Source organism: Streptomyces sp. NPDC028711 (assembly GCF_055565415.1).
In genome coordinates, this window is the sequence record NZ_JBVHUJ010000002.1 from 119,829 (window position 1) to 144,097 (window position 24,269).

General features: G+C 73.2%; 28 protein-coding genes and 1 riboswitch. Of the genes, 12 read left to right on the forward strand and 16 right to left on the reverse strand.

All coding sequences use genetic code 11. The features are described from left to right. Positions 1-102 precede the first annotated feature (102 nt). Complete coding sequence (locus ACZ4VK_RS06370; protein ID WP_468349102.1) at positions 103-843, forward strand: GntR family transcriptional regulator; 741 nt, start codon at positions 103-105, stop codon at positions 841-843. 44 nt (positions 844-887) lie between these two features. On the opposite strand, the gene ACZ4VK_RS06375 is transcribed toward ACZ4VK_RS06370, so the two are convergent. After that, positions 888-2,045, reverse strand: a complete 1,158-nt coding sequence (locus tag ACZ4VK_RS06375; protein WP_468349104.1) for an ROK family transcriptional regulator — start codon at positions 2,043-2,045, stop codon at positions 888-890. 151 nt (positions 2,046-2,196) lie between these two features. Here ACZ4VK_RS06375 and ACZ4VK_RS06380 point away from each other — a divergent pair, with 151 nt between their 5' ends. Further along, the gene (locus ACZ4VK_RS06380; protein WP_468349106.1) at positions 2,197-2,634 is read left to right on the forward strand and encodes a hypothetical protein; all 438 of its coding nucleotides are present in this window, start codon (positions 2,197-2,199) and stop codon (positions 2,632-2,634) included. 52 nt (positions 2,635-2,686) lie between these two features. Here the strand turns inward: ACZ4VK_RS06380 and mug are convergent, their stop codons facing one another. From mug to bioB, 11 genes are all read right to left on the reverse strand, one after another. Next, positions 2,687-3,178 (reverse strand): G/U mismatch-specific DNA glycosylase, encoded by a 492-nt coding sequence (gene mug / locus ACZ4VK_RS06385; RefSeq protein ID WP_468349108.1) that lies wholly within the window; start codon positions 3,176-3,178, stop codon positions 2,687-2,689. A 62-nt stretch (positions 3,179-3,240) separates the two neighbouring features. Next, positions 3,241-4,683, reverse strand: coding sequence for an adenylosuccinate lyase (gene purB, locus ACZ4VK_RS06390; protein WP_468349110.1), 1,443 nt, complete (start codon positions 4,681-4,683; stop codon positions 3,241-3,243). Positions 4,684-4,813: 130 nt separating this feature from the next. Continuing rightward, positions 4,814-5,596 carry an SGNH/GDSL hydrolase family protein gene (locus tag ACZ4VK_RS06395; protein WP_468349112.1) on the reverse strand — a complete coding sequence of 261 codons (783 nt, stop codon included), beginning with the start codon at positions 5,594-5,596 and terminating at the stop codon, positions 4,814-4,816. 94 nt (positions 5,597-5,690) lie between these two features. Then, entirely contained in the window at positions 5,691-6,710 is a 1,020-nt protein-coding gene (locus ACZ4VK_RS06400; RefSeq protein ID WP_468349114.1) for a hemolysin family protein, read from the reverse strand. Next, positions 6,707-8,050, reverse strand: coding sequence for a hemolysin family protein (locus ACZ4VK_RS06405; protein ID WP_468349115.1), 1,344 nt, complete (start codon positions 8,048-8,050; stop codon positions 6,707-6,709). Before ACZ4VK_RS06405 ends, ACZ4VK_RS06400 begins: the two co-directional genes overlap by 4 nt. Before the next feature lie 204 nt (positions 8,051-8,254). Continuing rightward, complete coding sequence (locus tag ACZ4VK_RS06410; RefSeq protein WP_468349117.1) at positions 8,255-8,680, reverse strand: GNAT family N-acetyltransferase; 426 nt, start codon at positions 8,678-8,680, stop codon at positions 8,255-8,257. Between the two features lie 85 nt (positions 8,681-8,765). Next, entirely contained in the window at positions 8,766-9,482 is a 717-nt protein-coding gene (locus ACZ4VK_RS06415) for a class I SAM-dependent methyltransferase (RefSeq protein ID WP_468349119.1), read from the reverse strand. Between the two features lie 10 nt (positions 9,483-9,492). Next, a complete protein-coding gene (locus ACZ4VK_RS06420; RefSeq protein WP_468349121.1) occupies positions 9,493-9,837 on the reverse strand; it encodes a VOC family protein in 345 nt (114 codons plus the stop codon). 37 nt (positions 9,838-9,874) lie between these two features. Further along, positions 9,875-10,618 carry a dethiobiotin synthase gene (bioD, locus tag ACZ4VK_RS06425; RefSeq protein WP_468349123.1) on the reverse strand — a complete coding sequence of 248 codons (744 nt, stop codon included), beginning with the start codon at positions 10,616-10,618 and terminating at the stop codon, positions 9,875-9,877. A gap of 20 nt (positions 10,619-10,638) precedes the next feature. Further along, positions 10,639-11,859 carry an adenosylmethionine--8-amino-7-oxononanoate transaminase gene (locus ACZ4VK_RS06430; RefSeq protein ID WP_468350767.1) on the reverse strand — a complete coding sequence of 407 codons (1,221 nt, stop codon included), beginning with the start codon at positions 11,857-11,859 and terminating at the stop codon, positions 10,639-10,641. Between the two features lie 65 nt (positions 11,860-11,924). Beyond that, a complete protein-coding gene (gene bioB / locus ACZ4VK_RS06435; protein WP_468349125.1) occupies positions 11,925-13,208 on the reverse strand; it encodes a biotin synthase BioB in 1,284 nt (427 codons plus the stop codon). 143 nt (positions 13,209-13,351) lie between these two features. On the opposite strand from bioB, the gene ACZ4VK_RS06440 reads away from it, so the two are divergent. Next, a complete protein-coding gene (locus ACZ4VK_RS06440; protein WP_468349127.1) occupies positions 13,352-14,539 on the forward strand; it encodes an 8-amino-7-oxononanoate synthase in 1,188 nt (395 codons plus the stop codon). Positions 14,540-14,855: 316 nt separating this feature from the next. Then, positions 14,856-15,293, forward strand: a complete 438-nt coding sequence (locus tag ACZ4VK_RS06445; RefSeq protein ID WP_468349129.1) for an ATP-binding protein — start codon at positions 14,856-14,858, stop codon at positions 15,291-15,293. Between the two features lie 150 nt (positions 15,294-15,443). Here ACZ4VK_RS06445 and ACZ4VK_RS06450 read toward each other — a convergent pair whose 3' ends face one another. The 3 genes from ACZ4VK_RS06450 to ACZ4VK_RS06460 all read right to left on the reverse strand — a co-directional run bounded on the left by ACZ4VK_RS06450 (position 15,444) and on the right by ACZ4VK_RS06460 (position 17,381). After that, on the reverse strand, positions 15,444-15,920 hold the full coding sequence (locus tag ACZ4VK_RS06450; RefSeq protein WP_468349131.1) for a C40 family peptidase: 477 nt from the start codon (positions 15,918-15,920) through the stop codon (positions 15,444-15,446). 3 nt (positions 15,921-15,923) lie between these two features. Continuing rightward, a riboswitch (cyclic di-AMP (ydaO/yuaA leader) is annotated at positions 15,924-16,054 on the reverse strand. Positions 16,055-16,444: 390 nt separating this feature from the next. Then, positions 16,445-16,750: a hypothetical protein gene (locus ACZ4VK_RS06455; RefSeq protein WP_468349133.1), complete on the reverse strand. Its 306-nt coding sequence runs from the start codon at positions 16,748-16,750 to the stop codon at positions 16,445-16,447. 7 nt (positions 16,751-16,757) lie between these two features. Then, the gene (locus ACZ4VK_RS06460; RefSeq protein WP_468349135.1) at positions 16,758-17,381 is read right to left on the reverse strand and encodes an ATP-dependent Clp protease proteolytic subunit; all 624 of its coding nucleotides are present in this window, start codon (positions 17,379-17,381) and stop codon (positions 16,758-16,760) included. Positions 17,382-17,439: 58 nt separating this feature from the next. Between ACZ4VK_RS06460 and ACZ4VK_RS06465 the strand changes: the two genes are divergently transcribed. Continuing rightward, entirely contained in the window at positions 17,440-17,718 is a 279-nt protein-coding gene (locus tag ACZ4VK_RS06465; protein WP_468349137.1) for a type II toxin-antitoxin system Phd/YefM family antitoxin, read from the forward strand. 84 nt (positions 17,719-17,802) lie between these two features. On the opposite strand, the gene ACZ4VK_RS06470 is transcribed toward ACZ4VK_RS06465, so the two are convergent. Further along, on the reverse strand, positions 17,803-18,828 hold the full coding sequence (locus ACZ4VK_RS06470; protein WP_468349139.1) for an ABC transporter permease: 1,026 nt from the start codon (positions 18,826-18,828) through the stop codon (positions 17,803-17,805). 107 nt (positions 18,829-18,935) lie between these two features. Between ACZ4VK_RS06470 and ACZ4VK_RS06475 the strand changes: the two genes are divergently transcribed. The 7 genes from ACZ4VK_RS06475 (at position 18,936) to ACZ4VK_RS06505 (ending at position 24,199) form a co-directional block, all read left to right on the forward strand. Beyond that, the gene (locus tag ACZ4VK_RS06475) at positions 18,936-19,574 is read left to right on the forward strand and encodes a TetR/AcrR family transcriptional regulator (protein WP_468349141.1); all 639 of its coding nucleotides are present in this window, start codon (positions 18,936-18,938) and stop codon (positions 19,572-19,574) included. Between the two features lie 134 nt (positions 19,575-19,708). Beyond that, positions 19,709-20,011 carry an urease subunit gamma gene (locus ACZ4VK_RS06480; protein ID WP_030545977.1) on the forward strand — a complete coding sequence of 101 codons (303 nt, stop codon included), beginning with the start codon at positions 19,709-19,711 and terminating at the stop codon, positions 20,009-20,011. Between the two features lie 13 nt (positions 20,012-20,024). Next, a complete protein-coding gene (locus tag ACZ4VK_RS06485) occupies positions 20,025-20,375 on the forward strand; it encodes an urease subunit beta (RefSeq protein ID WP_468349143.1) in 351 nt (116 codons plus the stop codon). Continuing rightward, the gene (locus tag ACZ4VK_RS06490) at positions 20,368-22,089 is read left to right on the forward strand and encodes an urease subunit alpha (RefSeq protein ID WP_468349145.1); all 1,722 of its coding nucleotides are present in this window, start codon (positions 20,368-20,370) and stop codon (positions 22,087-22,089) included. Before ACZ4VK_RS06485 ends, ACZ4VK_RS06490 begins: the two co-directional genes overlap by 8 nt. Next, the gene (locus ACZ4VK_RS06495; protein WP_468349147.1) at positions 22,089-22,754 is read left to right on the forward strand and encodes an urease accessory protein UreF; all 666 of its coding nucleotides are present in this window, start codon (positions 22,089-22,091) and stop codon (positions 22,752-22,754) included. Before ACZ4VK_RS06490 ends, ACZ4VK_RS06495 begins: the two co-directional genes overlap by 1 nt. A gap of 27 nt (positions 22,755-22,781) precedes the next feature. Beyond that, positions 22,782-23,459, forward strand: a complete 678-nt coding sequence (gene ureG, locus ACZ4VK_RS06500; protein WP_468349149.1) for an urease accessory protein UreG — start codon at positions 22,782-22,784, stop codon at positions 23,457-23,459. Further along, positions 23,456-24,199, forward strand: a complete 744-nt coding sequence (locus ACZ4VK_RS06505; protein ID WP_468350768.1) for an urease accessory protein UreD — start codon at positions 23,456-23,458, stop codon at positions 24,197-24,199. Before ureG ends, ACZ4VK_RS06505 begins: the two co-directional genes overlap by 4 nt. Positions 24,200-24,269: the final 70 nt, after the last annotated feature.

The following is a 24,269-nucleotide window of genomic DNA, read 5'->3' on the forward strand; positions in this document are numbered from 1 at the left end:
AGGGGGTGGCTCGCCTTATGGTCGCAGAGTTAGTGCAGGAACCTTTAATAAACAAGGGCGCGGAAAAACGCCGCGGGACACGGCGAATTGCGGAGGATCAGGGTGGGGACCACGCAGCTGGCATCGGTGCCGGAACCGAAGTACCAGCACCTCAAGACAGTGATCGGCGAAGCGCTCGACTCGGACTTCGCGGTCGGGGAGATCCTCCCCAACGAGCGGGAGCTCGCGGCACGCTTCGGCGTCGCCCGTGCCACGCTCCGTCAGGCCCTGGAGCAGCTGGAGCTGGAAGGCCGGCTCCAGCGCCGCCGCGGCGTCGGCACCACCGTCGCACCGCCGCGCGTCGGCGTCGACGTCTCCACCACCCAGCACACCTGGCCGGGAGTCGGCGACGACGCCTGGCAGTCCCTGGACTCCGCGTCCGGCGTGGCGCCCGCCGCCGTCGCGCGCGTCCTGGAGACCGGCGCCGAGGAGCGGGTGCACATCGTCCGCCGGCTCCGCGTCAGCCAGGGCCAGCCCGTCGCCGCCGAGCTGCTGTACGTGGCCGCCGGCTCCGTCCCGGGCCTCGGCACCGTCGACGCGCCCGCCGGCCCCGCCCGCGCCCGCGCGGTGCTCCGGGCACTCCAGGACCTCGCCCTCGACGGCCAGGACCGCTCCGTGGAGCTCGGCTCCGCCCGCGCCGACGACGCCAAGGAGCTCGACCGGCTGCCGGGCGCGCCCGTCCTCGTCGTGACGACCCGCTACCTCTCCGGAGGGCGTACCGCCGCCGTCTCCGTGGCCACCTACCGGGCCGACACCTGCCGCCTGACCTTCGGCGACTCCGTCGACCTGGTCATGGCCTCGTAACACCACCCGCCCGAACCACGCCCAGCGGCCCGTCGCAGCACCACCTAGCGGCGGGCCGTCACCGTGCCCTCGACCGCGAACAGCTGCTCCTCCACGTGGTCGAGGGCGAGCCGCAGCGCACCCGTGCCCACCGCCGCCTCGCCCAGCAGGGACAGCACCACCCGCGGCGGCCGCAGACAGAACCGGGCCAGCTCGTCACGGAGCGGCTGCAGTACGCCGTCCAGGCCGGCCGCCCAGCCGCCGACGACCACCAGCTCCGGGTCGATCGCGAGGACGAGCGCCGCCACGTCGTGCACGAGGCGCTGGATGAACCGATCGACCGCCGCCTCCGCGCGTGCATCGCCCTTGCGGGCCAGCGCGAAGACCTCGGCGACCGCCTGCTCGTCCAGCGGGTGCAGCGGCTCGTCCGTCGTCGAGAGCAGATGCTCGGGGGTGACGCCCTGGCCGAGCAGGTGCAGCGCGCCGATCTCGCCGGCCGCGCCGCCGAAGCCCCGGTGCAGCCGGCCACCGATCAGCGAACCGGCCCCCGGGCTCAGCCCCGCGAGGACGAAGACGATGTCGTCGGAGTCGGTCGCCGCACCCTTCCAGTGCTCGGCGACGGCCGCCGCGTTCGCGTCGTTCTCCACGATCACCGGGCACCGGAAGGAACGCCGCAGCCGCTCGCCGAGCGCGAGGCCCGTCCAGCCGGGCAGGGCCGTACCGAGGCGGACGGTCCCGTCGGCCTCCACGATGCCGGGGGTGCCGACGCCGACCGCCCGCAGATTGGACCGGGCGACCCCGGCCCTGCGCAGCACGTCGGCCACGACCGTGCGCACGCGGTCGAGACGCTCGTCCTCGGGTGCGGTCTCCGACACCTCGCGGGATCCCGCGCCGATGATCCGCCCGTCCAGACCGGAGAGCAGCGCGGCCACGCGGTGCGGGCCGATCTCGATGCCGAGCAGATGGCCGGCCTCCGCGCGGAAGCGGAACCTCCGCGCCGGACGTCCCTGCCGCCGGGCCTCGCCCTCCTCGGGCGCCGCCTCGACGACGAGACCGCCCTCCATCAGCCCCTCGACGACGCCCTCGACCGTGGGCCGCGAAAGGCCCGTGATCCGGGTCAGATCCGTGAGCGTGGGCGCTTCGGCGCCCCGCAGCGCATGGAGTACCACCGCGGAGTTGATCCGCCGCAGCAGAGACGGATCCCCGCCGGTCAGCCGCCCCACAGTGTGTCCTCCCAGCTCGTGCACCTCTTCGGCGGATGGTACTCAATGGGTACGGTCACGGCGAGTGCCGCCCCTGGGAGGACCTTCCGCTGCTCCCGCCCCGCCTCCTGACGGAACGCCAACTGTCAGTGGGGGCCGCTTTACTGGATGCATGACCACGGCACGGCACCTGGCGACGATCGACTTACTACGCTCTCGCGCCTTCCCCGCGCGACCGGAGCGGTCCGGACCCGTCGACAGCGGTCCGGGCTTCCACATCGGGGAGCTCGCGACGAGCGAGGAGTTCTGGGAGGACGACGGCACGCGCCGCGTGCTGGTCGAGGAGCAGTACGAGGCGGAGCGGGACGGCCTCGCCGCCCTGCTCACCGCCCGCTGGGGCCCGCCGGAGGAGCTGATCCTGTGGCCGGTCCTGGAGCGGAGCATGGAGGGCGAGGCGATACCGGAGCCGTGGTCCACGCTCAGCTGCCACACCCCGGAGCTGCGGCTGTGGCGGGTGGACGGCCGGTGGATAGGTCTCGGCGTCTCCCAGTGGGACAAGGAGCTGCCTTTCCAGCTCCTCGCCGTGATCACCGAGGCCGATCTCCCCTGAAGGGCGGCCCTGGGAGGTGCCGGAGTGGCGCCCGTCTGAAGGCCCGGGCCCGCTACGGAGTCCCGGCCGCCTCGCGGAGACGCGCGTACTCCTCGGCCATCGTCGCCGCCGTCCAGTGCGCGTTCAGACCGCTCGGGTTGGGCAGCGCCCAGACCCGGGTGGAGCCGATCAGGCGCTCCTGCGGCCCGATCGCGGCCTTCGGCTCGTCGAAGGCCGTGCGGTACGCGGTGACGCCGACGACCGCGAGCCAGCGCGGCGCGAGCCGCTCGACCTTCGCCGCGAGGAGCCGCCCGCCCTCGCGGTACTCCTCGCGGCTCAGTTCGTCGGCCCGCGCGGTCGCGCGCGCCACCACGTTCGTGATGCCGAGACCGTACGACAGGAGCTCCTCCTGCTCGTCCGGCCTCAGCTGCCTCGGCGTGAAGCCGGACAAGTGGAGCACCGGCCAGAACCGGTTGCCCGGACGGGCGAAGTGGTGGCCCGTCGCCGCCGACATCAGACCCGGATTGATCCCGCAGAAGAGCACGGAAAGGCCGCCCGCCACCACGTCGGGAACGACGCGGTCGCGGGCGGCCTCGAGCTCCTGTGCGGAGAACCGGGGCTTCCCGGTCAGAGGATCGCTCCGGGGGCGTAGGCGGCGGCCTCCGGGTGCTGCTTGAGGATCTCCTCGATACGGGAGACCACCGACGCGACCTGGTCGGCGGCGGCGCCCGTGAAGGACAGCTTGTCCGCCATCAGCTCGTCGAGCTGCGCCCGGTCCAGCGGGATGCGCTCGTCGGCGGCCAGCTTGTCGAGGAGCTCGTTGCGCTCGGCGCCCTGCTCGCGCATGGCGAGGGCGGAGGCCACGGCGTTCTCCTTGATCGCCTCGTGGGCGACCTCGCGGCCGACCCCGGCGCGCACGGCGCCCATGAGGACCTTGGTGGTCGCGAGGAACGGCAGGTACCGGTCGAGCTCACGGGCGACGACGGCCGGGAAGGCGCCGAACTCGTCGAGCACGGTGAGGAAGGTCTCCAGGAGGCCGTCGAGCGCGAAGAAGGCGTCGGGCAGCGCGACCCGGCGGACCACGGAGCAGGACACGTCGCCCTCGTTCCACTGGTCGCCGGCCAGCTCGCCGGTCATCGAGGCGTAGCCGCGCAGGATGACCATGAGGCCGTTGACGCGCTCGCAGGAGCGGGTGTTCATCTTGTGCGGCATCGCCGAGGAGCCGACCTGGCCGGGCTTGAAGCCCTCGGTGACCAGCTCGTGGCCCGCCATCAGGCGGATCGTCTTGGCGATCGACGAGGGGGCGGCCGCCAGCTGCACGAGCGCGGTGACCACGTCGTAGTCGAGCGAGCGCGGGTAGACCTGGCCGACCGAGGTGAAGGCGTGCGCGAAGCCGAGGTGGCCGGCGATCCGCTGCTCGAGCTCGGCCAGCTTGCCGGCGTCGCCGCCGAGCAGGTCCAGCATGTCCTGCGCGGTGCCGACGGGGCCCTTGATGCCGCGCAGCGGGTAGCGGCCGAGGAGCTCCTCCAGGCGCCCGTACGCCACGAGCAGCTCGTCCGCCGCCGTCGCGAAGCGCTTGCCGAGGGTGGTCGCCTGGGCGGCGACGTTGTGCGAGCGGCCCGCCATGACCAGCTCCGCGTACTCGGCGGAGAGCTTGCCGAGCCGGCCGAGGACGGCGACCGTACGGTCCCGCATCAGCTCGAGGGAGAGCCGGATCTGCAGCTGCTCGACGTTCTCGGTGAGGTCGCGCGAGGTCATGCCCTTGTGGACGTGCTCGTGGCCGGCGAGGGCGTTGAACTCCTCGATCCGGGCCTTCACGTCATGCCGGGTGACCTTCTCGCGCTCGGCGATCGAGCCGAGGTCGACCTGGTCGAGCACGCGCTCGTAGTCGGCGAGGGCCGCCTCGGGAACCTCGATCCCGAGGTCCTTCTGCGCACGCAGCACGGCGAGCCACAGCTGACGCTCCAGCTTCACCTTCTGCTCGGGGGACCAGAGGACGGCGAGCTCCGCGGAGGCGTAGCGGCCGGCCAGAACGTTGGGGATACGGGGCTTCGCAGTCACAGCAGTCACGTGGATGAATTCTACTGGTGGTTTCTGCAGGCCAGCGCCACGGTGCGAGCTGGAGCTTGCTACGAGACGCAGCTCACGCGCGACGGCCTCGCGCCTTTTTCGACCGGGCCCGCGCGGGCCCCCGCGGCGTCTACGGGCCCGCCGGCCCCTCGTACGGAAGCAGTTCCGGGCGCTTGGGCGCGCGGCCGTCGCCCGACGAGCGGCCGGTCAGACGCCGCCCGATCCACGGGCCCAGGTGTTCCCTGGCGAAGCGGGCGTCCGCGGCCCGGCGGCTCGCCCAGCCGGGCGGGGGAGTGGGAGGCAGCGGCGCGCGCCAGTCCTCCTCGGGGGTCAGGCCGAGCGCCTGCCACACGGCCTCGGCGACCCGTCGGTGCCCGTCGGCCGTCAGATGGAGCCGGTCCACGTCCCAGAGCCGGGGGTCGCCGAGCGACGGGGCACCGTACAGGTCGACGACGAGGGCTCCGTGCCGGGCGGCGAGCTCGTCGATGTGCGTGAAGAGCTCCTCCATCCGCGGGCGGAAGCGTTCCATCACGGGGCCGTTCCGGCCGGGGCTGCGCATCAGGACCAGCTGCCCGCAGGAGGGCGCGAGCCGTTCGACGGCCTCGGTGAGGAGGCCCCGTACCCGCCCCATGTCGACCTTGGGCCGCAGGGTGTCGTTGAGTCCGCCGACCAGCGTCACGACGTCCGCCTTCATCGCGGCGGCCGTCTCGACCTGCTCCTCGACGATCTGGCCGATGAGCTTGCCGCGCACGGCGAGGTTGGCGTACCGGAAACCGGGGGCGCGGGCGGCCAGACGGTCCGCGAGGACGTCGGCCCAGCCCCGGTAGGAGCCGTCGGGCCTCAGGTCCGACATGCCCTCGGTGAAACTGTCGCCGAGGGCGACGAAACTGTTGTATGAGGCATTGATCTCCATGACGGAGCGATCATACCGTGCGGTATGCGCAGGTGCGGTGGAGCACGGGAGGAGCCCCGGGAACACCCGGGGCCCCTCACTGCCGTACGAGCCGTCACGGCGCCGCCGGGCGGCCCACCAGCTCACGGAGGACGTCCTCCATCGACACGAGACCGGCCGGCTTGCCGTCCTCGTCGAGCACGGCCGCCAGGTGCGTCCGGCTGCGGCGCATCGCGGTCAGGACGTCGTCCAGCGGCGTGGCCGACCGGACCCGGGCGATCGGCCGCAGCGCGGCCACCGGGAACGGCAGGTCGCGCGGCGAGGCGTCCAGGGCGTCCTTGACGTGCAGATAGCCGAGGATCCGGCGCTCGGCGTCGAGCACGGGGAAGCGCGAGAAGCCCGTACGCGCGGACAGCGCCTCCAGCTCCTCGGGAGTGGTGCCGACCTGCGCGTACACCACCTTCTCCGCGGGCATCACGACATCCCGCACGGGCCGCCTGCCCAGGACCAGGGCGTCGTGCAGCCGCTCGGCCGCCCGGTCGTCCAGCAGGCCGGCGTGGCCCGCGTCGGTGACCATCCGGGCCAGCTCGTCGTCCGAGAACGTCGCCGAGACCTCGTTCTTGACCTCCACCCGCAACAGCTTGAGCAGCGCGTTGGCGAAGGCGTTGATCGCGAAGATCACCGGCCGCAGCGCCCGCGCGAGCGCCACGAGCGGCGGCCCGAGCAGCAGCGCCGTACGCGTCGGCTCGGCCAGCGCGATGTTCTTCGGCACCATCTCGCCGAGCAGCATGTGCAGATACGTCGCCACGCTCAGCGCGATCACGAACGAGATCGGGTGCACCAGACCGTGCGGCACGCCGACCGCGTCGAAGAGCGGTTCGAGCAGATGCGCCATGGCCGGCTCGGCGACGATGCCGAGCACCAGGGTGCAGAGCGTGATGCCGAGCTGCGCGGCGGCCAGCAGCGCGGAGACGTGCTCCAGACCCCAGATGACGCTGCGGGCCCGCCGGTCCCCGGCCTCCGCGAGCGGCTCGATCTGGCTGCGGCGGACCGAGATCAGGGCGAACTCGGCGCCGACGAAGAAGGCGTTGACGATCAGGGTGAGCAGACCGATCAGCAACTGGATCGCGGTCATCGGCCGGCCTCCCCGGTCTCGTGGGCGGTGGCGCCCGGCACGGGCGCGTGCAGCAGCACGCGCGCGGCGCGCCGGCCCGAGGCGTCGACGACGTCGAGCCGCCAGCCGCCCAGTTCCACGCTGTCGCCGACGGCCGGGATACGGCCCAGCTCCGTCGCGACGACGCCCGCGAGCGTCTCGTACGGGCCGTCCGGCACCCGGAGGCCGATGGCCCCCACCTGGTCCGTACGGGCCGCGCCGTCGGCGGACCACAGCTCGCGCCCGTCCGCGTCCTCACCGGCCCGTGCCAGGTCGGGCGTCTCGTGCGGGTCGTGCTCGTCGCGGACCTCGCCGACGACCTCCTCGACGATGTCCTCCAGGGTGACGACCCCGGCCGTACCGCCGTACTCGTCGATGACGACCGCCATCGTCTGCTTCCCGGACAGCCGGTCGAGCAGCCGGTCCACGGTCAGCGTCTCGGGGACGAGGAGCGGTTCGCGCAGCATCTCGCCGATCCGGCGGCGCGGGCGCTCATGGGCCGGTATGGCGAGCACGTCCTTGATGTGGGCGATGCCGACGACCGCGTCGAGGCTGCCCCGGTAGACGGGGAAGCGGGACAGGCCGGTCGCGCGGGTCGCGTTGGCGACGTCCTCCGCGGTGGCCTGCACGTCGAGTGCGGTGACCTGGACGCGGGGCGTCATCACGTTCTCGGCGGTCAGCTCGGACAGGTTGAGGGTACGGACGAACAGCTCGGCCGTGTCCGCCTCCAGGGCGCCCTCCTTCGCGGAGTGCCGGGCGAGCGCCACGAGCTCCTGCGGGGAGCGCGCGGACGCCAGCTCCTCGGTGGGCTCCATGCCCAGGCGGCGCAGGATCCTGTTCGCGGTGTTGTTGAGGTGGCTGATCAGCGGCTTGAAGGCGGCGGTGAAGACCCGCTGGGGGGTGGCCACCACCCTCGCGACGGCGAGCGGCGAGGAGATCGCCCAGTTCTTGGGGACCAGCTCGCCGACGACCATCAGGACGACGGTCGACAGGGCGGTGCCGATGACGAGGGCCACGGAGGAGGCGACCGTCGGGGAGAGGCCGACGGCCTCGGCCGGGCCCCGGATCAGCTTCGCGACGGAGGGCTCGGCGAGCATGCCGACCACCAGGTTGGTGACGGTGATGCCCAGCTGGGCGCCGGAGAGCTGGAACGTCAGTGACCTGACGGCCTTGAGGGCACCGGCCGCCCCGCGCTCGCCGCGGTCCACGGCGGCTTCGAGCTCGCCGCGCTCGACCGTGGTCAGCGAGAACTCGGCCGCGACGAACGCGCCGCACGCGAGGGAGAGGAGGAGCGCCAGAAGGAGCAGAAGCACTTCGGTCATCGGTTCACCTCCGTCCCATGGTCAGTCAGGGCGGGGCGGATCGCTCGATGTCGGTCGGCGAAGCGGGTGCTGTCGGAACCAGTGCTACTGGGAGGCTCGCCCATGGGCGGACGCTCACACCTTTCGATAGTCAGGATGAGCAACCATGGTAAAGGACGGGCAAAACACACACGGCGGGCACCCGGCGCAACCGGCGCACCCGGTTCACACCGTGAGCGGCTTCACCCAGCGGCGCCAGTGCTCCTCACGCTCGTACCCGGCGGCCGTCCACACCCGGTGCCCCGTCTCGTTCGCCTCCAGGACCATCGCGTCCGCACGCCGCCCGCCGAGGGCGGCGAGGCGTTCCTCGGCCGCGCGCAGGAGCGCGGTGGAGATGCCGCGCCGACGGTACGAGGGCAGTACGGCGAGCCGGTAGAGGGAGGCGCGCCAGCCGTCCCAGCCCGCGATCACGGACCCCACGATCAGGCCGTCGGCCAGGGCCAGGATGAGCGCCTCGGGGTCACGCTCGACGAGCCGGGTCACCCCGTGCACGTCGTCGGAGACGGACTTCCCCTTGGCGGACTCGCTCCAGAAGGCCAGGACGGCCTCGATGTCGTCGCGGGTGGCGGCTCGTATCCGAAGATCGGTCATGGCGGGATCCCATCACGTGGGGCGGATCCGCTGCCACGGAGTTCCGCGTGGCGGGACGACCGGTCCGGCCGCCGGGCCGCGCGCCCTACCGGCGGAGCCGCGCGGCTCTGTCGCCGGTCCCACCGCCGTCCCCCCGCCTGGCCACCCCCAGCACGCACGGCGACGACGGCAGGCGCGGGCCCTTGCCCGGGATGTCGAAGGAGCGGTACGGGCCGAGGACGAATCCCGCCGCCTCGATCGAGGCGAGCGGGGCCCGCGAGGTGTGGCAGCCGCCGAAGAGCAGCGGCCAGACCGTCCGGTCGAGACCCCGCTGCACGCGCGCGAGCCCGGGCGTGTCCGCCGCGCCGTGCTCGAAGAAGCGGAGCTCGCCCCCGGGCCGCAGGACCCGGTGCAGCTCCGCGAGGGTCTGCGGCACGCTCCGTACCGTGCAGAGGACGAGCGAGGCCACCGCCGCGTCGAAGGAGGCGTCCTCGAAGGGCAGCGCCTCGGCCGTGTCCGGCAGTACGGCCACCGGTACGGCGGTCCGCCGCGCGCCCTCCTGGGCCAGCCGGCGCAGCCGGGCCTCCGGCTCGACGGCCACCACCTCGGTGACCCCGGCCGGGTAGTGCGCGAAGTTCAGCCCGTTCCCCGCCCCGATCTCGACGACCCGGCCGGAGAGCCCGGCGAGCAGCTCCTCGCGCAGGTCACCGAGGCCGCCCCTGGTGTCGGCGGACACGCTGAAGCGGGCGTAGAAGCGGGCGAACACCGGGTGGTGGACGCGGGGTGACGGAGGAGCCGGCCGTGCGGGGCGAGGCGGTGTCATCGCAACCGCCTCAGCCCGGCACGAAACAGAACTCGTTGCCCTCCGGGTCCCGCATCACCTGGAAGGCGCCCTGCTCGTCCTTCACCAGGTCGCCGATCCGGGCCGCGCCCAGGGGCAGTGCCTCGTCGGCGGCCCGTCCGGGATCGGGCACCTCCAGGTCGAGATGGACCCGGTTCTTCACCGACTTGCCCTCCGGCACCCGCTGGAAGGCGAGCCGGACGAACCCGGGCGGGTCCACGTACGACCAGTCGTCGTTCCGGTCGACGGGAGCACCGCCGAGGAGCTCCGACCAGAAGCGGACGAGGGCGGCCGGATCGGCACAGTCGAACACGATCTCCTGCACGGAAGCACGCATGTCTCCAGCCTACGGAGTCACCGCCCCGACGGTCCCCTCATCGAGCGGCCGCGGGCGCCTCGACATCGGCCGTGAACCGCTCGCCGAACGCCTCCGCGTCCCACGTGCCGCCCAGGGCGGGCCCGAGCCAGCCGCCCGCCGCCGCCCGGAACGCCCCGGGGTCGAGCGACCCGGACCCCTCCGGTACGGCCCCGAGGAGCGGCGCGCCCGCCGCCTCCGGCAGGTCCGCCAGATTGCAGCGCGCCGCCAGGTCCGGCTCGGCGGGCCAGCTGCCGACCACGACCCCCAGCTGCTCGATCCCCCGGGCGCGCAGCGCCTCGGCCGTCAGGGCCGTCGAGTTGAGCGTGCCGAGACCGGCCGGGGCCACCACCAGGACCGGCGCGCCGAGCAGCGCGGCCGCGTCCGCGAGCGTGCCGCCCTCCGCGTCGAAGCGGACGAGCAGCCCGCCCGCCCCCTCCACGAGGACCAGATCGTGCTCGGCCGCCAGCTTCCGGGCCGCCTCGGCCACCTCCCGGGGCCCGACGGGGGCGAGCCCCGCCCGCCGGGCCGCCGTACCCGGAGCCAGCGGCTCCGGGAAGCGGCCCAGCTCGGCGGAGCCCGCGGCGCCGGAGAGCCGGACGACCTCGTCGGCGTCGCCGCGCTCCTCCGGTCCGACTCCCGTCTGCGCGGGCTTCAGGACGGCGACCGACCGGCCGGCGGCCGTGGCGACGGCGGCCACCGCCGCGGTCACGACCGTCTTGCCGATCTCCGTACCCGTACCGCTGACGACGACGATTCCCACCGTTGCTCCCGTTCTTCCGTTCAGCCCGCTGCCGCCGCCGCGCACACGGCGGCGCAGATCCGGGCCAGGTCCTCGTCGCCGGTCACGTACGGCGGCATCGTGTAGATCAGGTCCCGGAACGGGCGCAGCCACACGCCCTCCCTGACCGCCGCCCGCGTCGCGGCCGCCATGTCGACCGGGTGGTCGAGCTGGACGACGCCGATCGCCCCGAGCACCCGCACCTCGCGCACACCGGGCAGGTCGGCGGCAGGGGCGAGCCCCTCCCTGAGCCCCGCCTCGATCCGCTTGACCTCGACCTCCCAGTCCTGGGAGAGCAGCAGGTCGATCGAGGCCAGGGCCACCGCCGACGCCAGCGGATTGCCCATGAACGTCGGCCCGTGCGCCAGGACCGGGACCTCGCCCTGAGAGATCCCGTCGGCGACCCGGCTCGTGCAGAGCGTCGCCGCCATCGACAGATAGCCGCCGGTCAGCGCCTTGCCCACGCACATCACATCGGGCGAGATCCCCACCTGGCCGGCGGCGAACAGCGTGCCGGTCCGCCCGAAGCCGGTGGCGATCTCGTCGAGGACGAGCAGCACGTCGTGGGCGTCGCAGGCCTCCCGCAGCACCCGCAGGTACTCCGGGTCGTGGAAGCGCATCCCGCCCGCGCCCTGCACCACCGGCTCCACGATCACCGCGGCCAGTTCGTGCGCGTGCTTCCCGATCTCGGTCCGAAGGAGCTCGGCGTACGACTCCTCGTACGCGGCCGGCGGGGCGTCCACGAACACCTGCCGCTGGAGCACCCCCGTCCACAGCTCGTGCATCCCGCCGTCCGGGTCGCACACGGCCATCGGCTGCCAGGTGTCCCCGTGGTAGCCGCCGCGCCAGGTGAGCAGCCGCCGCTTCTCGGGACGGCCGAGGGAGCGCCAGTACTGCAGGCACATCTTGACCGCGACCTCGACGGAGACCGAGCCCGAGTCGCTGAGGAAGACGTGCCGCAGCGGCTCGGGGGTGATCTCGACGAGCCGGGCGGCGAGCCGGACGGCCGGCTCGTGGGTGAGCCCGCCGAACATGACGTGGCTCATCCGCTCCAGCTGGCCCCGGACCGCCTCGTTGAGCACCGGGTGGTTGTAGCCGTGGATCGCCGACCACCAGGAGGACATGCCGTCGACCAGCTCGGTCCGCCCCTCGGAGGGTTCGGCGAGCCGGAGGCGCACGCCGGACGCGGACTCCACGACCAGCGGGTCCGTACGTCCCGGCATGGGGCCGTACGGATGCCAGACGTGCGCCCGGTCCAGGGCGATGAGTTCGTCGTTGCGCACCGGCGTCACGCGTTCGGCGCCAGGTCCGTGCCCGCGCCCCTGCGGCGCACGGCGACGAGGTCGGTCCGGGCGCCGTTCGCGGCGGCCGCGCTCTCCGCCGCCCCGCTCTCCGTCGCCGCGGTCTCCGCTCCCGCGTGTCCGCCGCAGGGGCCGCAGCCGCCGGAGTGCGAGCCGCAGCCCGCGCCCTCCTCCGTGCGCCCCGCCTGCTCCGCGGCCGAACCGCAGCCCGCCGACGCGGCGGAGCCACAGCCGCCGGTCGCGGCGGCGGCCTCCGCGAGCGCGTCCGCGCGGTGCTTCGGCAGCGTGGTCGTGCCCGCGCCCTCCACCTCGAAGCCCGCGTCCGCGATCATGTCCAGGTCGGCCTGGCCGGCCTGGCCCTCGCTCGTCAGGTAGTCGCCGAGGAAGATCGAGTTCGCGATGTTGAGCGCCAGCGGCTGCATCGAGCGCAGGTGCACCTCACGGCCGCCCGCGATCCGTACCTCGACGTCGGGGCAGACGAACCGCACCATCGCCAGGATCCGCAGACAGCGCTGCGGGGTGAGGTTCCACTCCTTGGCGAGCGGCGTGCCCTCGAAGGGGATGAGGAAGTTGACCGGCACCGAGTCCGAGTCCAGCTCGCGCAGCGCGTACACGACGTCGACCAGGTCCTCGTCCGACTCGCCCATGCCCGCGATCAGACCCGAACAGGCCGACAGACCGGCGGCGTGCGCCTTCTGCACGGTGTCCACCCGGTCGGCGTAGGTGTGGGTCTTGGTGATGCCCCCGTACGTCGCCTCCGACGTGTTGAGGTTGTGGTTGTACGCGTCGGCGCCGGCGTCCCGCAGCCGCTCCGCCTGACCGTCGGAGAGCAGCCCGAGACAGGCGCACACCTCGACGCCCTCGTTCTGCTCCTTGATGGCCTCGATCGTCCTGCCGACCCGCTCCACGTCCCGGTCCGTCGGACCGCGCCCGCTCGCCACCAGACAGACCCGCTTCGCGCCGCCCGCGACACCCGCCGCCGCGGCCTGGGACGCCTCGTCCGGCTTCAGCCAGGTGTACTTGAGGATCTCGGCCTTGGAGCCGAGCCGCTGCGAGCAGTACGAGCAGTCCTCGGGACACAGCCCGGACTTCAGGTTCACCAGGTAGTTGAGCTTCACCCGGCGCCCGAACCACTGGCGGCGCACCTTGCCGGCCGCCGCCACCACATCGAGCAGTTCGTCGTCGGAGGTCGCCAGGACGGCGAGCGCTTCTTCACGGGTCGGCAGCTCGCGCCGCAGCCCCTTCTCCACCAGCGTGTTCAGCAGGTCCATAAGCGCTGATCCTTGCCTACCGCCCACCCCCCGGCCAAGGAGGAACCGAACAAACGCCCCGGATAGAGGTGTGTGGATGACCACATCCCGACCTCGGGATCCGCCGGTTAGGGTCTGTGCGCTGCCTACAAAAGGATCGCCGCATGCCACAGGCCGACGACGCACGGGCCGCGGGCCCGCGCCGTACCGCGTTCGACTGGACTGACGCCGAGGCGCGCCGCCGGGCGGAAGCCGGTCTGGTCCGGTCGCTGCGCCCCCGGGCGGCCGAATCGGAGCTGCTCGACCTGGCGAGCAACGACTACCTCGGCCTCACCCGCAGGAGCGAGGTCACCGAGGCGGCGGCCGAGGCCGCGAGGCGCTGGGGCGCGGGCTCCACCGGCTCACGGCTCGTCACCGGCACCACCCGGCTGCACACCCGGCTGGAGCGCGAACTCGCCGAGTTCTGCGGCTTCGAGGCGGCCCTCGTCTTCTCCTCCGGCTACACGGCCAACCTCGCCGCGCTCACCGCGCTCGGCGGCCGTGACTCCCTGATCGTGTCGGACGCCTCCAACCACGCCTCGATCGTCGACGGCTGCCGTCTCGCGCGCGCCGAGACGGCCGTGGTCCCGCACACCGACCCCGAGGCCGTACGCAAGACCCTCGACGCGCACCCGGGGCGGCGGGCCCTGGTCGTCAGCGACTCCGTCTTCTCCGTCGACGGCGACAAGGCCCCGCTGCCGGAGCTCGCCGCGGCCTGTCGTGCGCACGGCGCCGGACTTGTGGTGGACGACGCCCACGGCCTCGGCGTCCTCGGCGAGGGCGGCCGGGGCGCGCTCCACGAGGCCGGGCTCGCGGGCGACGAGGACGTCGTGGCCACGCTGACCCTGTCCAAGTCCCTCGGCAGCCAGGGCGGTGCCGTCCTCGGCCCGGCCCGGGTGATCGAGCACCTGGTGAACGCGGCCCGGACCTTCATCTTCGACACCGGCCTCGCCCCGGCCGCCGCGGGCGGCGCGCTCGCGAGCCTCCGGCAGCTCGTCGCCGAGCCGGGCCTCGCCGGACGGGCCCGTACCGTCGCCACCACACTGCACGGGCTGCTCACCGGGGCGGGGCTCACGGCGGCCCGGCCCGACGCGGCCGTCGTCTCGGTGCGGGCGCCCTCCCCCGAGGCGGCGCTGCGGTGGGCGGCGGACTGCAGGGACCAGGGCCTGGTCGTCGGCTGCTTCCGGCCCCCGTCCGTACCCGACGGCATCTCGCGGCTGCGCCTCACGGCACGCGCCGATCTGACGGACGCGCAGATCGGGCGCGCGGTGGAGACGATCCTGGCGACCGCGCCGGCGCTCGCGCGGGGGTGAGGGCGCGGGAGGCGGCGGACGAGGCGGCGGACAGGCCGACGGACGAGGTTCCCCGGCCCGGGCATCCGGGCAGTGCTTCGGCTCGGAGCCTCGAAGCTCTCGGAGGCTCGGAGCTCGAAGCTCGGGGCACGGGCAGGCCCCCCTTTCGGGGCCTCCCGCAGCCCAAACACGTTTCCTGGCAGCAGAGTTCACCGCTTCGGGCGACAGATGGGGACATATCTTGGCGGAACGCGGCCCGGCGCGGCACGATCGGTGGCACTCTGACGCGAAGCGCGATCCGGGGCAGCGGCTCCGGCGGGAAAGGGACAGCGTCGCCATGGCAGACCATCAGGAAGCATCCGTCACGCTGCCGAGCGACCCCGCCTCGGTCCCCACGGCCCGGCGGTACGTCGCCGACGTCCTCACTGGCTGGGGCCTGGACGGCGCCGCGGAGACCGCCGACTCGATCCGCCTGATCGTCTCCGAGCTGGCCACCAACGCCGTCCTGCACACCCTCGGCCTCTCGCCCACCTTCACGGTGGACGTCCGTCTGGAGCGCGAGGAGCGGCTCCACATCGGTGTCACCGACAGCGACCCCCGCAGGCCCCGCCGCCTCCCGGCGGCGGTCCAGCAGGACAACGGCCGCGGCCTGGTCATCATCCGCGTCCTCGCGGCGGAGGCGGGCGGCCGCCTCTCGGTCACCCCGACCCCGGACGGCGGCAAGACGGTCTGGATCACCCTCCCGTGGGCGTCGGCCCCGGTCGCCAGCCACTGACCGGCCCCTCTGACGCGCGGTGAGGGGTACGGCGGCGCCACCGCCCCCCTCACGAACGGACCGTCACCGCCGACGGCTCACCGGGCGCGGCGCGGTACCGGGCGCCGCGAGCCCATCCCGATCGGCGGGACAACCCCTAAGGCCGCCGGCTCACCGAACGCGGCCGTAGTAGACCTTCGACGACCAGATCTTGTCGAGCTTCACCCAGGAGCCCGTCTTGGGCGAGTGCCAGATCTTGCCACTGCCGGCGTAGATGCCCACGTGGTAGACCCTCCCCCCGGAGTGGAAGAAGACCAGGTCACCCTTCTGCCTGCCGGAGGCGGAGACGTGCCGGGTCTTGTTGTACTGCTGCTGCGCGGTGCGGGGCAGCGACTTGCCCGCCTTCTTGTACGCGTAGAGCGTCAGACCGGAGCAGTCGAACCTGGAGGGTCCGGCGCTCCCGTACCGGTACGGGGCTCCCTTCTTGGCCGCGGCGACGCTCAGTGCCTTGTTCGCGTGCGTGGTGGCCGCCTGTGCCTCCGAGGCCGCTCCTGGAGCGAGCAGCGTGCCGCCGACGGCGGCGAGGGTGAGAGCCGAGACGGCTCCGGCCCGGGACAGCAGGGACGGGACGTGCATCTGCGCGGTCATGCGCAACCCTTCGTCAGCCGCCTGTGAAGGATGACCTGTCGGGTTCGGGCAGGCGAAGATGCCCGGCCGCTCGCGCGGCTTCACCCCAAGGGACGGCCCCGCTGCCGAAGCAGCGCGTTCGCCCCGTAAAAATCGGGTCCTCCACTCCTGCCGAACCAATCCTGTCGACCAGACGTCCGGGACAGCGGCAGGACTCGGCGTCCGCCCGGACCGCCCCGCCGCGGCGGCGGGGGCTTGTCGTCGACAGGGATCTTGACCCACACCCGGGGCGAAATCCGAGCTGAAACGGCGATATGTGAGGCTCCTCACGACTGATCCGTTCGGGTGGACAAGACGCCTTCGTGATCTTCGGAGGGATGGTCAACGAGCCCCGCACCAGGGGTGGAACGCCCCATTCCGCCAGATGCGTACACCTGCTGCGCAACTCACCCGGGACATATGTCGACTCGTCTACTAAGCCGAACGGGGGAGTGATTCTGCGGCGCGCGTCGGCCGTACGGACCTCTACACGACATGCCGGAATGTCAACTCACCCGGGGCTCCGGGACGGTGACCCGGCCGGTCCTGCGCTCCCCGTCCAACACCCGCAGGGCGCGCGCCAATGTGTCCGCGTGGACCTCGGTCTCGCCCCGTATATGCATGAGCGTCAGGGCCTCGCGCAGCGCCTCCGCCCGCCCCACCAGGGCCTGTGCCGCGCGCAGCGCACCATAAGTATGCGTGCCCCTGGATGGGTTGATCTTCCCCAGGAGGTCGACGACTTCGAGGTAGGCGTCGACGAGTTCACCCTCGGCCCGCGTCAGGGCGGGCAGCGGCGGCAGCTCGGGGACCACGGCGCGCTCACCGCGCCGCGGTGCCGGCGGCCGCGCGACGGCTGCTGATCACATGATCCACCAGGCCGTACGCGAGGGCCGCCGGGGCGTCCAGGACGGTGAGGCGGTCGAGGTCGGCGTCGATCCGCTCCCGGTCCTGTCCCGTGTCCTCGGCGAGCATCCCGGCCATCAGGGAGCGGAGCCGGAGGAGTTCGCGCGCCTGGAGGTCGAGGTCGCTCGGCTGCCCGCGCAGCGGCTCCTCCATCGCCGGCTGCCGGAGCGTGACCCGGGCGCCGGGGAGCATCATCCGCTTGCCCGGGGTGCCGGCGGCGAGCAGGAGGGCGGCGGTGGACGCGGCCTGGCCGAGGCAGGTGGTCTCCACGTCGCAGTGGAGCGAGCGCATCGTGTCGTAGATCGCGGTCATGGCGCTGACCGAGCCGCCGGGGGAGTTGATGTAGAGCGAGACGTCCTGGCCGGGTGCCGCGTGGTCCAGGTACAGGAGCTGGGCGATGACGTCGTTGGCCGCCGTCTCGTCGATCGGTGTGCCGAGGAAGACGATCCGGGACTCGATGAGCTTGGAGTAGGGGTCGAGGGTCCGGGTTCCGAAGCTGGTCCGCTCCGTGAACTCGGGCAGAACGTGGCGAGCGTGCATGACGGGCACCTCCATCTGTAAAAAATGTACAGGACGTACAGGCCGTAAGATGGGGAGCATGACCTACGAGATCCCGGTGACGCAAGCGCGGGCTGAGCTCGCCGACCTCATCAACCGCGTCGTGTACGGCGGGGAGCGCGTCGTCGTCACCCGTCACGGGAAGCCGCTCGTGGCCCTGGTGTCCGCCGCTGACCTGGAGGAACTCGAAGCGGCGGAGAAGCCCGCCGACGAGCAGGTGATCAGTTCCGTCTCCGGCTTCCACGCGCTCGACTCCGCTGCCGGCGAACAGGGCCGTTTCGGTCTCGCCGCCCGCCACCGCGAGCACGGCGCCCCCTGACGCCCGCCCTTCGGGGCGTACAAGAAGAAGCCGCGTGCCCCCGTCCGCTACGGCGGGGGCACGCGGCCGTCTTCGAGGCGGGACTCAGCCGGCCGGTACCGGTGCGGGATCCGGGCCCCGTCGGTCCGACCGCGTCCCGAGCGCGGTCGCGGTCAGTCCCGCCACCGCCCAGAGGGTGAGGACGAGGAGCGGAGCGCCGGCCGCTGCCCCCTCGAAGGAGGAGACGGAGCGGAGTGCCGCGCCCCCGGCGCCCGGCGGCAGCCACTGGCCCAGCGTGCCGATCCCGGTCGGCAGCAGCTCCGGCGCGCTCGACATCCCCGAGAACGCGTTGCCGGCCAGGATCGTGAGCACCGCTCCGAGCCCGAGGCCGGGCTTGCCCAGGAGGGCGGCGAGTCCCGCGAAGGTCGCGCCGATCGCGAGCACGGTCAGGCCGAGGACCCCGGCTCCGGCCCACCAGCTCCCGCCCAGCGCCCCGAGCCAGCTGCCGGCGACGGCCGCGCCCGTGAGCCCCGCGAGGGCCGCCGCGCCCACCAGGGCTCCCATCGCGCGGACGCCGCGCAGGCCGAGCAGAACGGTGGCGGCCCCGGTGGCCGCCCCGACGATGGCGAGGGGCAGCAGGCTCGCCCCGAGCACCGCGCCCCGCGGGTCCCCGGCGGGGGCCGCGACCACGTCCGTGACGGCGACGGCCGCGCCGCCCGGCGCCCGCGCGGTCACGGCCTCGCGCAGAAGTCCGGCCACGACCGGGCTCGCGGCGGAGGCGGTGAGCAGCTCCGTACCGCCCGGGGTGATGACCACCGCGCCGTACACCTCCCGGTCCTGGACGGCCGCGCGGGCCGCGGCGCCGTCCTCGTAACGGTGGATCTCGAAGGCGCCCTCGCGCCGGCCGAGCTCCCGCTCCACGGCCTCCGCGGCCGCGGCCGGCCCGGCCACGCCGATGGGAAGGTCGCGCGGGGCGATGCGGGCGGCCGGCCAGGCGAAGGTCCAGAGGAGGAGGGCGGCGACGATCGGAATCAGCGCAAGGACGGCGACGAATCTGCGCCCCTCGGCGCCGGTGAAGGCCGTGGTGCCGGAGTGGGCGGTGGCGCCGGAACGGGCGGTGACGGTGGGCATGGCGGCCTCCCGATCTATAGAGAAGGATCGTTCGTTTTTCCTGAGGCCCACCTTCCGCCGCCTACGGGAAGTTGTCAAGAATGAATATTCGTTTTAAGTTCAGGGTCATGGCACGTGTCTCCCAGGAACACCTCGACGCCCGACGGCGCCAGATCCTCGACGGAGCGGCCCGCTGCTTCGCCCGCAACGGCTTCCACGCCACCTCCATGCAGGACGTCCTCGGCGAGGTGGGCCTCTCGGCGGGCGCGGTCTACCGCTACTTCAACGGCAAGGACGAACTGATCACGGCCATCGCGGACGAGGCCTTCGCCGGCATCCGCATGGCCTTCGTGGAGGCCTCGAAGGCCACGCCGCCGCCCACCCCCGACGTCCTCCTCGGCGGCGTGCTCCGGCTCTTCCTCGCGGAGCGGATCCCGGGCGCGGACCGGCAGGCCTTCGCGCGCCTGATCATCCAGGTCTGGACCGAGACCCTGCGCAACGAGGAGCTGGCGAAGACGCTCGCCGAGGGCTACGACGGGATGCGCGCGGCCTGGGGGGAGCTCGTCGTCGCCTACCGCGAGAGCGGCCTCCTGAGCGCCGACGTCCCGGCCGACCACGTGGCGCGCACCCTCATCGCCACCGCCCAGGGCTTCATCGCCCAGCAGGCACTCTTCGGCGACGTGTCCTTCGACATCCTGGAGGACGGGCTGCGCGGCCTCATGTCCATGTCCCTGCCGATCATCATGAAAACGCAAAGCCCCAGTTAACGAGCCGGAAAAACTTCCGCCCTAACGTGCAATGTCTGACCGTCTGCCGCATCTCGGCAGCTCAACACCGTGTTGACGGTCGGTAGGGTCCGCAGCTGTCCGGGTGTCCCGGACGACGACTGTGAGGTGGAAGAGTGCAACTGAGCCCGCACGAGCAGGAACGCCTGCTCATCCATGTGGCGGCGGACGTGGCCGAGAAGCGCCGGGCCAGAGGAGTGCGGCTCAACCACCCCGAGGCCGTCGCGCTCCTCACCTCCCACATCCTGGAGGGCGCCCGTGACGGCCGTACCGTCGCCGAGCTGATGGCCTCAGGGCGCAAGGTGCTCTCCCGCGAGGAGGTCATGGACGGCATCCCCGAGATGATCCACGACGTCCAGGTCGAGGCCACCTTCCCGGACGGCACCAAGCTCGTCACCGTCCACGACCCCATCGTCTGACGGGCCGCCGCCGATGATCCCCGGAGAGATCCTGTACGCGGACGGCCCCGTCGCCCTCAACGAGGGGCGCCCCGTCACCCGCCTGACCGTGCTCAACGCCGCCGACCGGCCCGTCCAGATCGGCTCCCACTACCACTTCGCCGAGGTCAACCCCGGCCTGGAGTTCGACCGCGCCGCCGCGCGCGGGAAGCGGCTGCACATCGCCGCCGGCACGGCCGTCCGCTTCGAACCGGGCATCCCCGTCGAGGTCGAGCTCGTGCCGCTCGCCGGCCGCCGGATCGTGCCCGGCCTGCGCGGCGAGACGGCCGGACCCCTCGACCTGACCGACGCCACCCCACAGGACCAGGACGGCGACCATGCCTGACCTCCACCGCGCCGTCTACGCCGACCTGTTCGGCCCCACCACCGGCGACCGCGTCCGGCTCGCCGACACCGATCTCCTCGTCGAGATCGAGGAGGACCGCAGCGGCGGCCCCGGCCGAGCCGGCGACGAGGCCGTCTTCGGCGGCGGCAAGGTCATCCGCGAGTCCATGGGCCAGGCCCGCACGACCCGCGCCGAGGGCGCCCCGGACACCGTGATCACCGGCGCCGTGATCATCGATCACTGGGGCGTCGTCAAGGCCGACATCGGCATCCGTGACGGCCGCATCACCGCGCTCGGCAAGGCCGGGAACCCCGACACCATGGACGGCGTCCACCCCGACCTCGTCATCGGTCCCGAGACCGAGATCATCGTCGGCAACGGCAGGATCGTCACCGCGGGCGCCGTCGACGCCCACGTCCACTTCATCTCGCCCACCGTCGTCGAGCAGGCCCTCGCCACCGGCGTCACCACCCTCGTCGGCGGCGGTACGGGACCGGCCGAGGGCACCAAGGCGACCACCGTCACGCCCGGCCCCTGGCACACGGCCCGGATGTTCGAGGCCCTGGACACCTTCCCCGTCAACATCGGACTGCTCGGCAAGGGCAACACCATGTCCCGGGAGGCCATGCACTCCCAACTGCGGGGCGGCGCCCTCGGGTTCAAGATCCACGAGGACTGGGGCGCGACCCCGGCCGTCATCGACGCCTGCCTGTCCGTCTGTGAGGAGACCGGCGCCCAGCTCGCCATCCACACCGACACCCTGAACGAGGCGGGCTTCGTCGGCGACACCCTCGCCGCCATCGCCGGGCGCACCGTCCACGCGTACCACACCGAGGGCGCCGGCGGCGGGCACGCCCCCGACATCATCACCGTGGTCTCCGAGCCGTACGTCCTGCCCAGCTCCACCAACCCGACCCGGCCGCACACCGTCAACACCATCGAGGAACACCTCGACATGCTGATGGTCTGCCACCACCTCAACCCGGCCGTCCCCGAGGACCTCGCCTTCGCCGAGTCCCGCATCCGGCCGTCCACCATCGCCGCCGAGGACGTCCTCCACGACCTGGGCGCGATCTCGATCATCTCCTCCGACTCCCAGGCCATGGGCCGGATCGGGGAGGTGATCATGCGCACCTGGCAGACCGCCCACGTGATGAAGAAGCGCCGCGGAGCCCTGCCCGGGGACGGCCGCGCCGACAATCACCGGGCGCGCCGGTACGTCGCCAAGTACACGATCAACCCGGCCGTCGCCCAGGGCATGGACCACCTCATCGGCTCGGTCGAGCCCGGCAAACTCGCCGACCTGGTCCTCTGGGAGCCCGCCTTCTTCGGCGTGAAACCCCTCGTCGTCATCAAGGGCGGCCAGATCGCGTACGCGCAGATGGGCGACGCCAACGCCTCCATCCCCACCCCCCAGCCGGTCCTGCCCCGCCCGATGTTCGGCGCGCTCGGCAGGGCCGCTGCGGCCGGCTCGGTCAACTTCGTCGCCGAGGCGGCGATCGAGGACGACCTGCCCCGGAAGCTCGGCGTCCACAAGGAGTTCGCCGCCATCGGCTCCACCCGCCGGGTCACCAAGGCCGACATGCGCGAGAACGACGCCCTGCCCCGGGTCGAGGTCGACGCCGACACCTTCACGGTGACGATCGACGGCGAGGCGGTCGAACCCGCCCCCGCCGCCGAACTGCCCATGGCCCAGCGCTACTTCCTCTTCTGATGGCCTCACGATCAGCCCTTCTCGTCCTCGCCGACGGGCGCTTCCCCGCCGGCGGGCACGCCCACTCCGGCGGCGCCGAGGCCGCCGTCAGGGCCGGCCGCATCAAGGACGCGGCCGACCTGGAGTCCTTCTGCCGGGGCCGCCTGCACACCACGGGACTCGCCTCCGCCGCGCTGGCCGCGGCCGCCGCGCTCGGTCTCGACCCGTACGAGCTCGACGCGGCGGCCGACGCCCGCACCCCGTCACCCGCCCTGCGCGCCGTCGCCCGCAGGCTCGGCCGCCAGCTGATGCGGGCCGCTCGCGCCACCTGGCCGAGCCCCGAACTCGACGCGCTCGCGGCCGCGTTCCCGCGCGGCGCCCATCAGCCCATCGTCCTCGGCGTCACGGCCCGCGCCGCCGGGCTCGGCCCCGAGGACGCCGCCCACTGCGTCGCGTACGAGGCGGTCGGAGGCCCCGCCACCGCCGCCGTGCGCCTCCTCAGCCTCGACCCCTACCGGGCCACGGCCGTCCTCGCGCGCCTCGCGCCCGAGATGGACGAGGTCGCCGAGCGCGCCGCGGCCGCCGCCCGGCTCGGAGTCGACGCGCTCCCCGCGGCCTCCGCACCGCTGCTCGACCTCACCGCCGAACAGCACGCGGCCTGGCCCGTCCGTCTCTTCGCCTCGTAATCCGCGTAATCCGCAAGGAGCCGCCCCATGCACCTCGACCACACCCACGACCACCACGGCGCCGTCTCCGCCGATGCCCGCCGCCCCGACGGCACCCGCCGGGCCCTGCGCATCGGACTCGGCGGCCCCGTCGGCTCCGGCAAGACCGCGACCGTCGCCGCCCTCTGCCGGGAGCTGCGCGACACCCTCTCCCTCGCCGTCGTCACCAACGACATCTACACCCGCGAGGACGCCGAGTTCCTCCTCCGCAACGCCGTCCTGCCGCCCGAGCGCATCCAGGCCGTCGAGACCGGCGCCTGCCCGCACACGGCCATCCGCGACGACATCTCGGCCAACCTCGAAGCCGTCGAGGAGCTCGAGGAGGAGGTCGGACCGCTCGACCTGATCCTCGTCGAGTCCGGCGGCGACAACCTCACCGCCACCTTCTCCAAGGGACTCGTCGACGCCCAGATCTTCGTCATCGACGTCGCCGGCGGCGACGACATCCCGCGCAAGGGCGGCCCCGGCGTCACCACCGCCGACCTCCTCGTGATCAACAAGACCGACCTCGCGCCCTACGTCGGCTCCGACCTGGAGCGGATGGCCCGGGACGCCAAGGAGCAGCGCGGCGAGCTGCCCGTCGCCTTCACCTCGCTGCGCGCCGAGAACGGCGTCGCCCCGGTCGCCGACTGGGTCCGCGCCCAGCTCCGGGCATGGACCGCGTGAGCCTGCGCGCCACCGCCCGGATCACCGCCGCCGCCGACGGCGGGCTGCCGCTCCTCGTCAGCGACGGGCCGCTCGCCCTGCGCCGTACCAGGGCCGCGGGACCGTACACCCGGGTCACCGTCGTCGGGGCGATGAGCGCCCCGCTCGGCGGCGACCGGCTGGCCGTGGAGACGGAGGTACGGGACGGGGCCCGGCTCCTGGTCGACTCGGCCGCCGCGACCCTGGCCCTGCCGGGCCGGAGCGCCGAGCCCGCCGCGTACGACGTCCGGATCACGGTGGGCGAGGAGGGCGTCCTGCGGTGGCTGCCCGAGCAGCTGGTCTCCGCCGGCGGCTCGGACCTCCGGATGCGCACCGTCGTCGAACTCGCGCCCACGGCACGCCTCGTCCTGCGCGAGGAGCAGATCCTCGGCCGCCACGGCGAACCGCCCGGCACCCTCGTCACGCGCCTCACCGTCCGCCGTGCCGGACGTCCCCTGTTCGACCAGGAGCTGGCCTTCGGGCCGGGCGCCCCCGGCGGCTGGGACGGCGGCGCGGTCCTCGGCGGTCACCGGGCCACCGGACAACTCCTCGTCGTCGATCCGGCGTTCGCGGAGAAGCCGGTGGAAGCCCGGCTCCTGGGGGAGAACGCGGTCATCACCCCGCTCGCGGGTCCCGCCGCCCTCGCCACCGCCGTCGCCCCCGACGCCCTCGCCCTGCGCCGCCTGCTCGACTCCGCTCTGTCCGAACTCGCCCCGTTCTGACGGGTTCTGTGGGGCCTCGGTGGAGCCGTCCCGAGGTCACCGCTCAGCGGTACACCGTTCACCGGTTATT

Bases quoted from the DNA above. Each gene is read 5' to 3' on its own strand.
- ACZ4VK_RS06445 (WP_468349129.1), top strand. From the start codon at position 14,856: ATGGCAGACCATCAGGAAGCATCCGTCACGCTGCCGAGCGACCCCGCC.
- ACZ4VK_RS06485 (WP_468349143.1), top strand. From the start codon at position 20,025: ATGATCCCCGGAGAGATCCTGTACGCGGACGGCCCCGTCGCCCTCAAC.
- ACZ4VK_RS06495 (WP_468349147.1), top strand. From the start codon at position 22,089: ATGGCCTCACGATCAGCCCTTCTCGTCCTCGCCGACGGGCGCTTCCCC.
- ACZ4VK_RS06440 (WP_468349127.1), top strand. From the start codon at position 13,352: ATGCCACAGGCCGACGACGCACGGGCCGCGGGCCCGCGCCGTACCGCG.
- ACZ4VK_RS06395 (WP_468349112.1), bottom strand. From the start codon at position 5,596: ATGGAGATCAATGCCTCATACAACAGTTTCGTCGCCCTCGGCGACAGT.
- ACZ4VK_RS06450 (WP_468349131.1), bottom strand. From the start codon at position 15,920: ATGACCGCGCAGATGCACGTCCCGTCCCTGCTGTCCCGGGCCGGAGCC.
- ACZ4VK_RS06415 (WP_468349119.1), bottom strand. From the start codon at position 9,482: ATGACACCGCCTCGCCCCGCACGGCCGGCTCCTCCGTCACCCCGCGTC.
- ACZ4VK_RS06475 (WP_468349141.1), top strand. From the start codon at position 18,936: ATGGCACGTGTCTCCCAGGAACACCTCGACGCCCGACGGCGCCAGATC.
- ACZ4VK_RS06400 (WP_468349114.1), bottom strand. From the start codon at position 6,710: ATGACCGCGATCCAGTTGCTGATCGGTCTGCTCACCCTGATCGTCAAC.
- ACZ4VK_RS06465 (WP_468349137.1), top strand. From the start codon at position 17,440: ATGACCTACGAGATCCCGGTGACGCAAGCGCGGGCTGAGCTCGCCGAC.
- ACZ4VK_RS06490 (WP_468349145.1), top strand. From the start codon at position 20,368: ATGCCTGACCTCCACCGCGCCGTCTACGCCGACCTGTTCGGCCCCACC.
- ureG (WP_468349149.1), top strand. From the start codon at position 22,782: ATGCACCTCGACCACACCCACGACCACCACGGCGCCGTCTCCGCCGAT.
- bioB (WP_468349125.1), bottom strand. From the start codon at position 13,208: ATGGACCTGCTGAACACGCTGGTGGAGAAGGGGCTGCGGCGCGAGCTG.
- ACZ4VK_RS06420 (WP_468349121.1), bottom strand. From the start codon at position 9,837: ATGCGTGCTTCCGTGCAGGAGATCGTGTTCGACTGTGCCGATCCGGCC.
- ACZ4VK_RS06460 (WP_468349135.1), bottom strand. From the start codon at position 17,381: ATGCACGCTCGCCACGTTCTGCCCGAGTTCACGGAGCGGACCAGCTTC.
- ACZ4VK_RS06380 (WP_468349106.1), top strand. From the start codon at position 2,197: ATGACCACGGCACGGCACCTGGCGACGATCGACTTACTACGCTCTCGC.
- ACZ4VK_RS06410 (WP_468349117.1), bottom strand. From the start codon at position 8,680: ATGACCGATCTTCGGATACGAGCCGCCACCCGCGACGACATCGAGGCC.
- ACZ4VK_RS06405 (WP_468349115.1), bottom strand. From the start codon at position 8,050: ATGACCGAAGTGCTTCTGCTCCTTCTGGCGCTCCTCCTCTCCCTCGCG.
- ACZ4VK_RS06470 (WP_468349139.1), bottom strand. From the start codon at position 18,828: ATGCCCACCGTCACCGCCCGTTCCGGCGCCACCGCCCACTCCGGCACC.
- ACZ4VK_RS06430 (WP_468350767.1), bottom strand. From the start codon at position 11,859: ATGCCGGGACGTACGGACCCGCTGGTCGTGGAGTCCGCGTCCGGCGTG.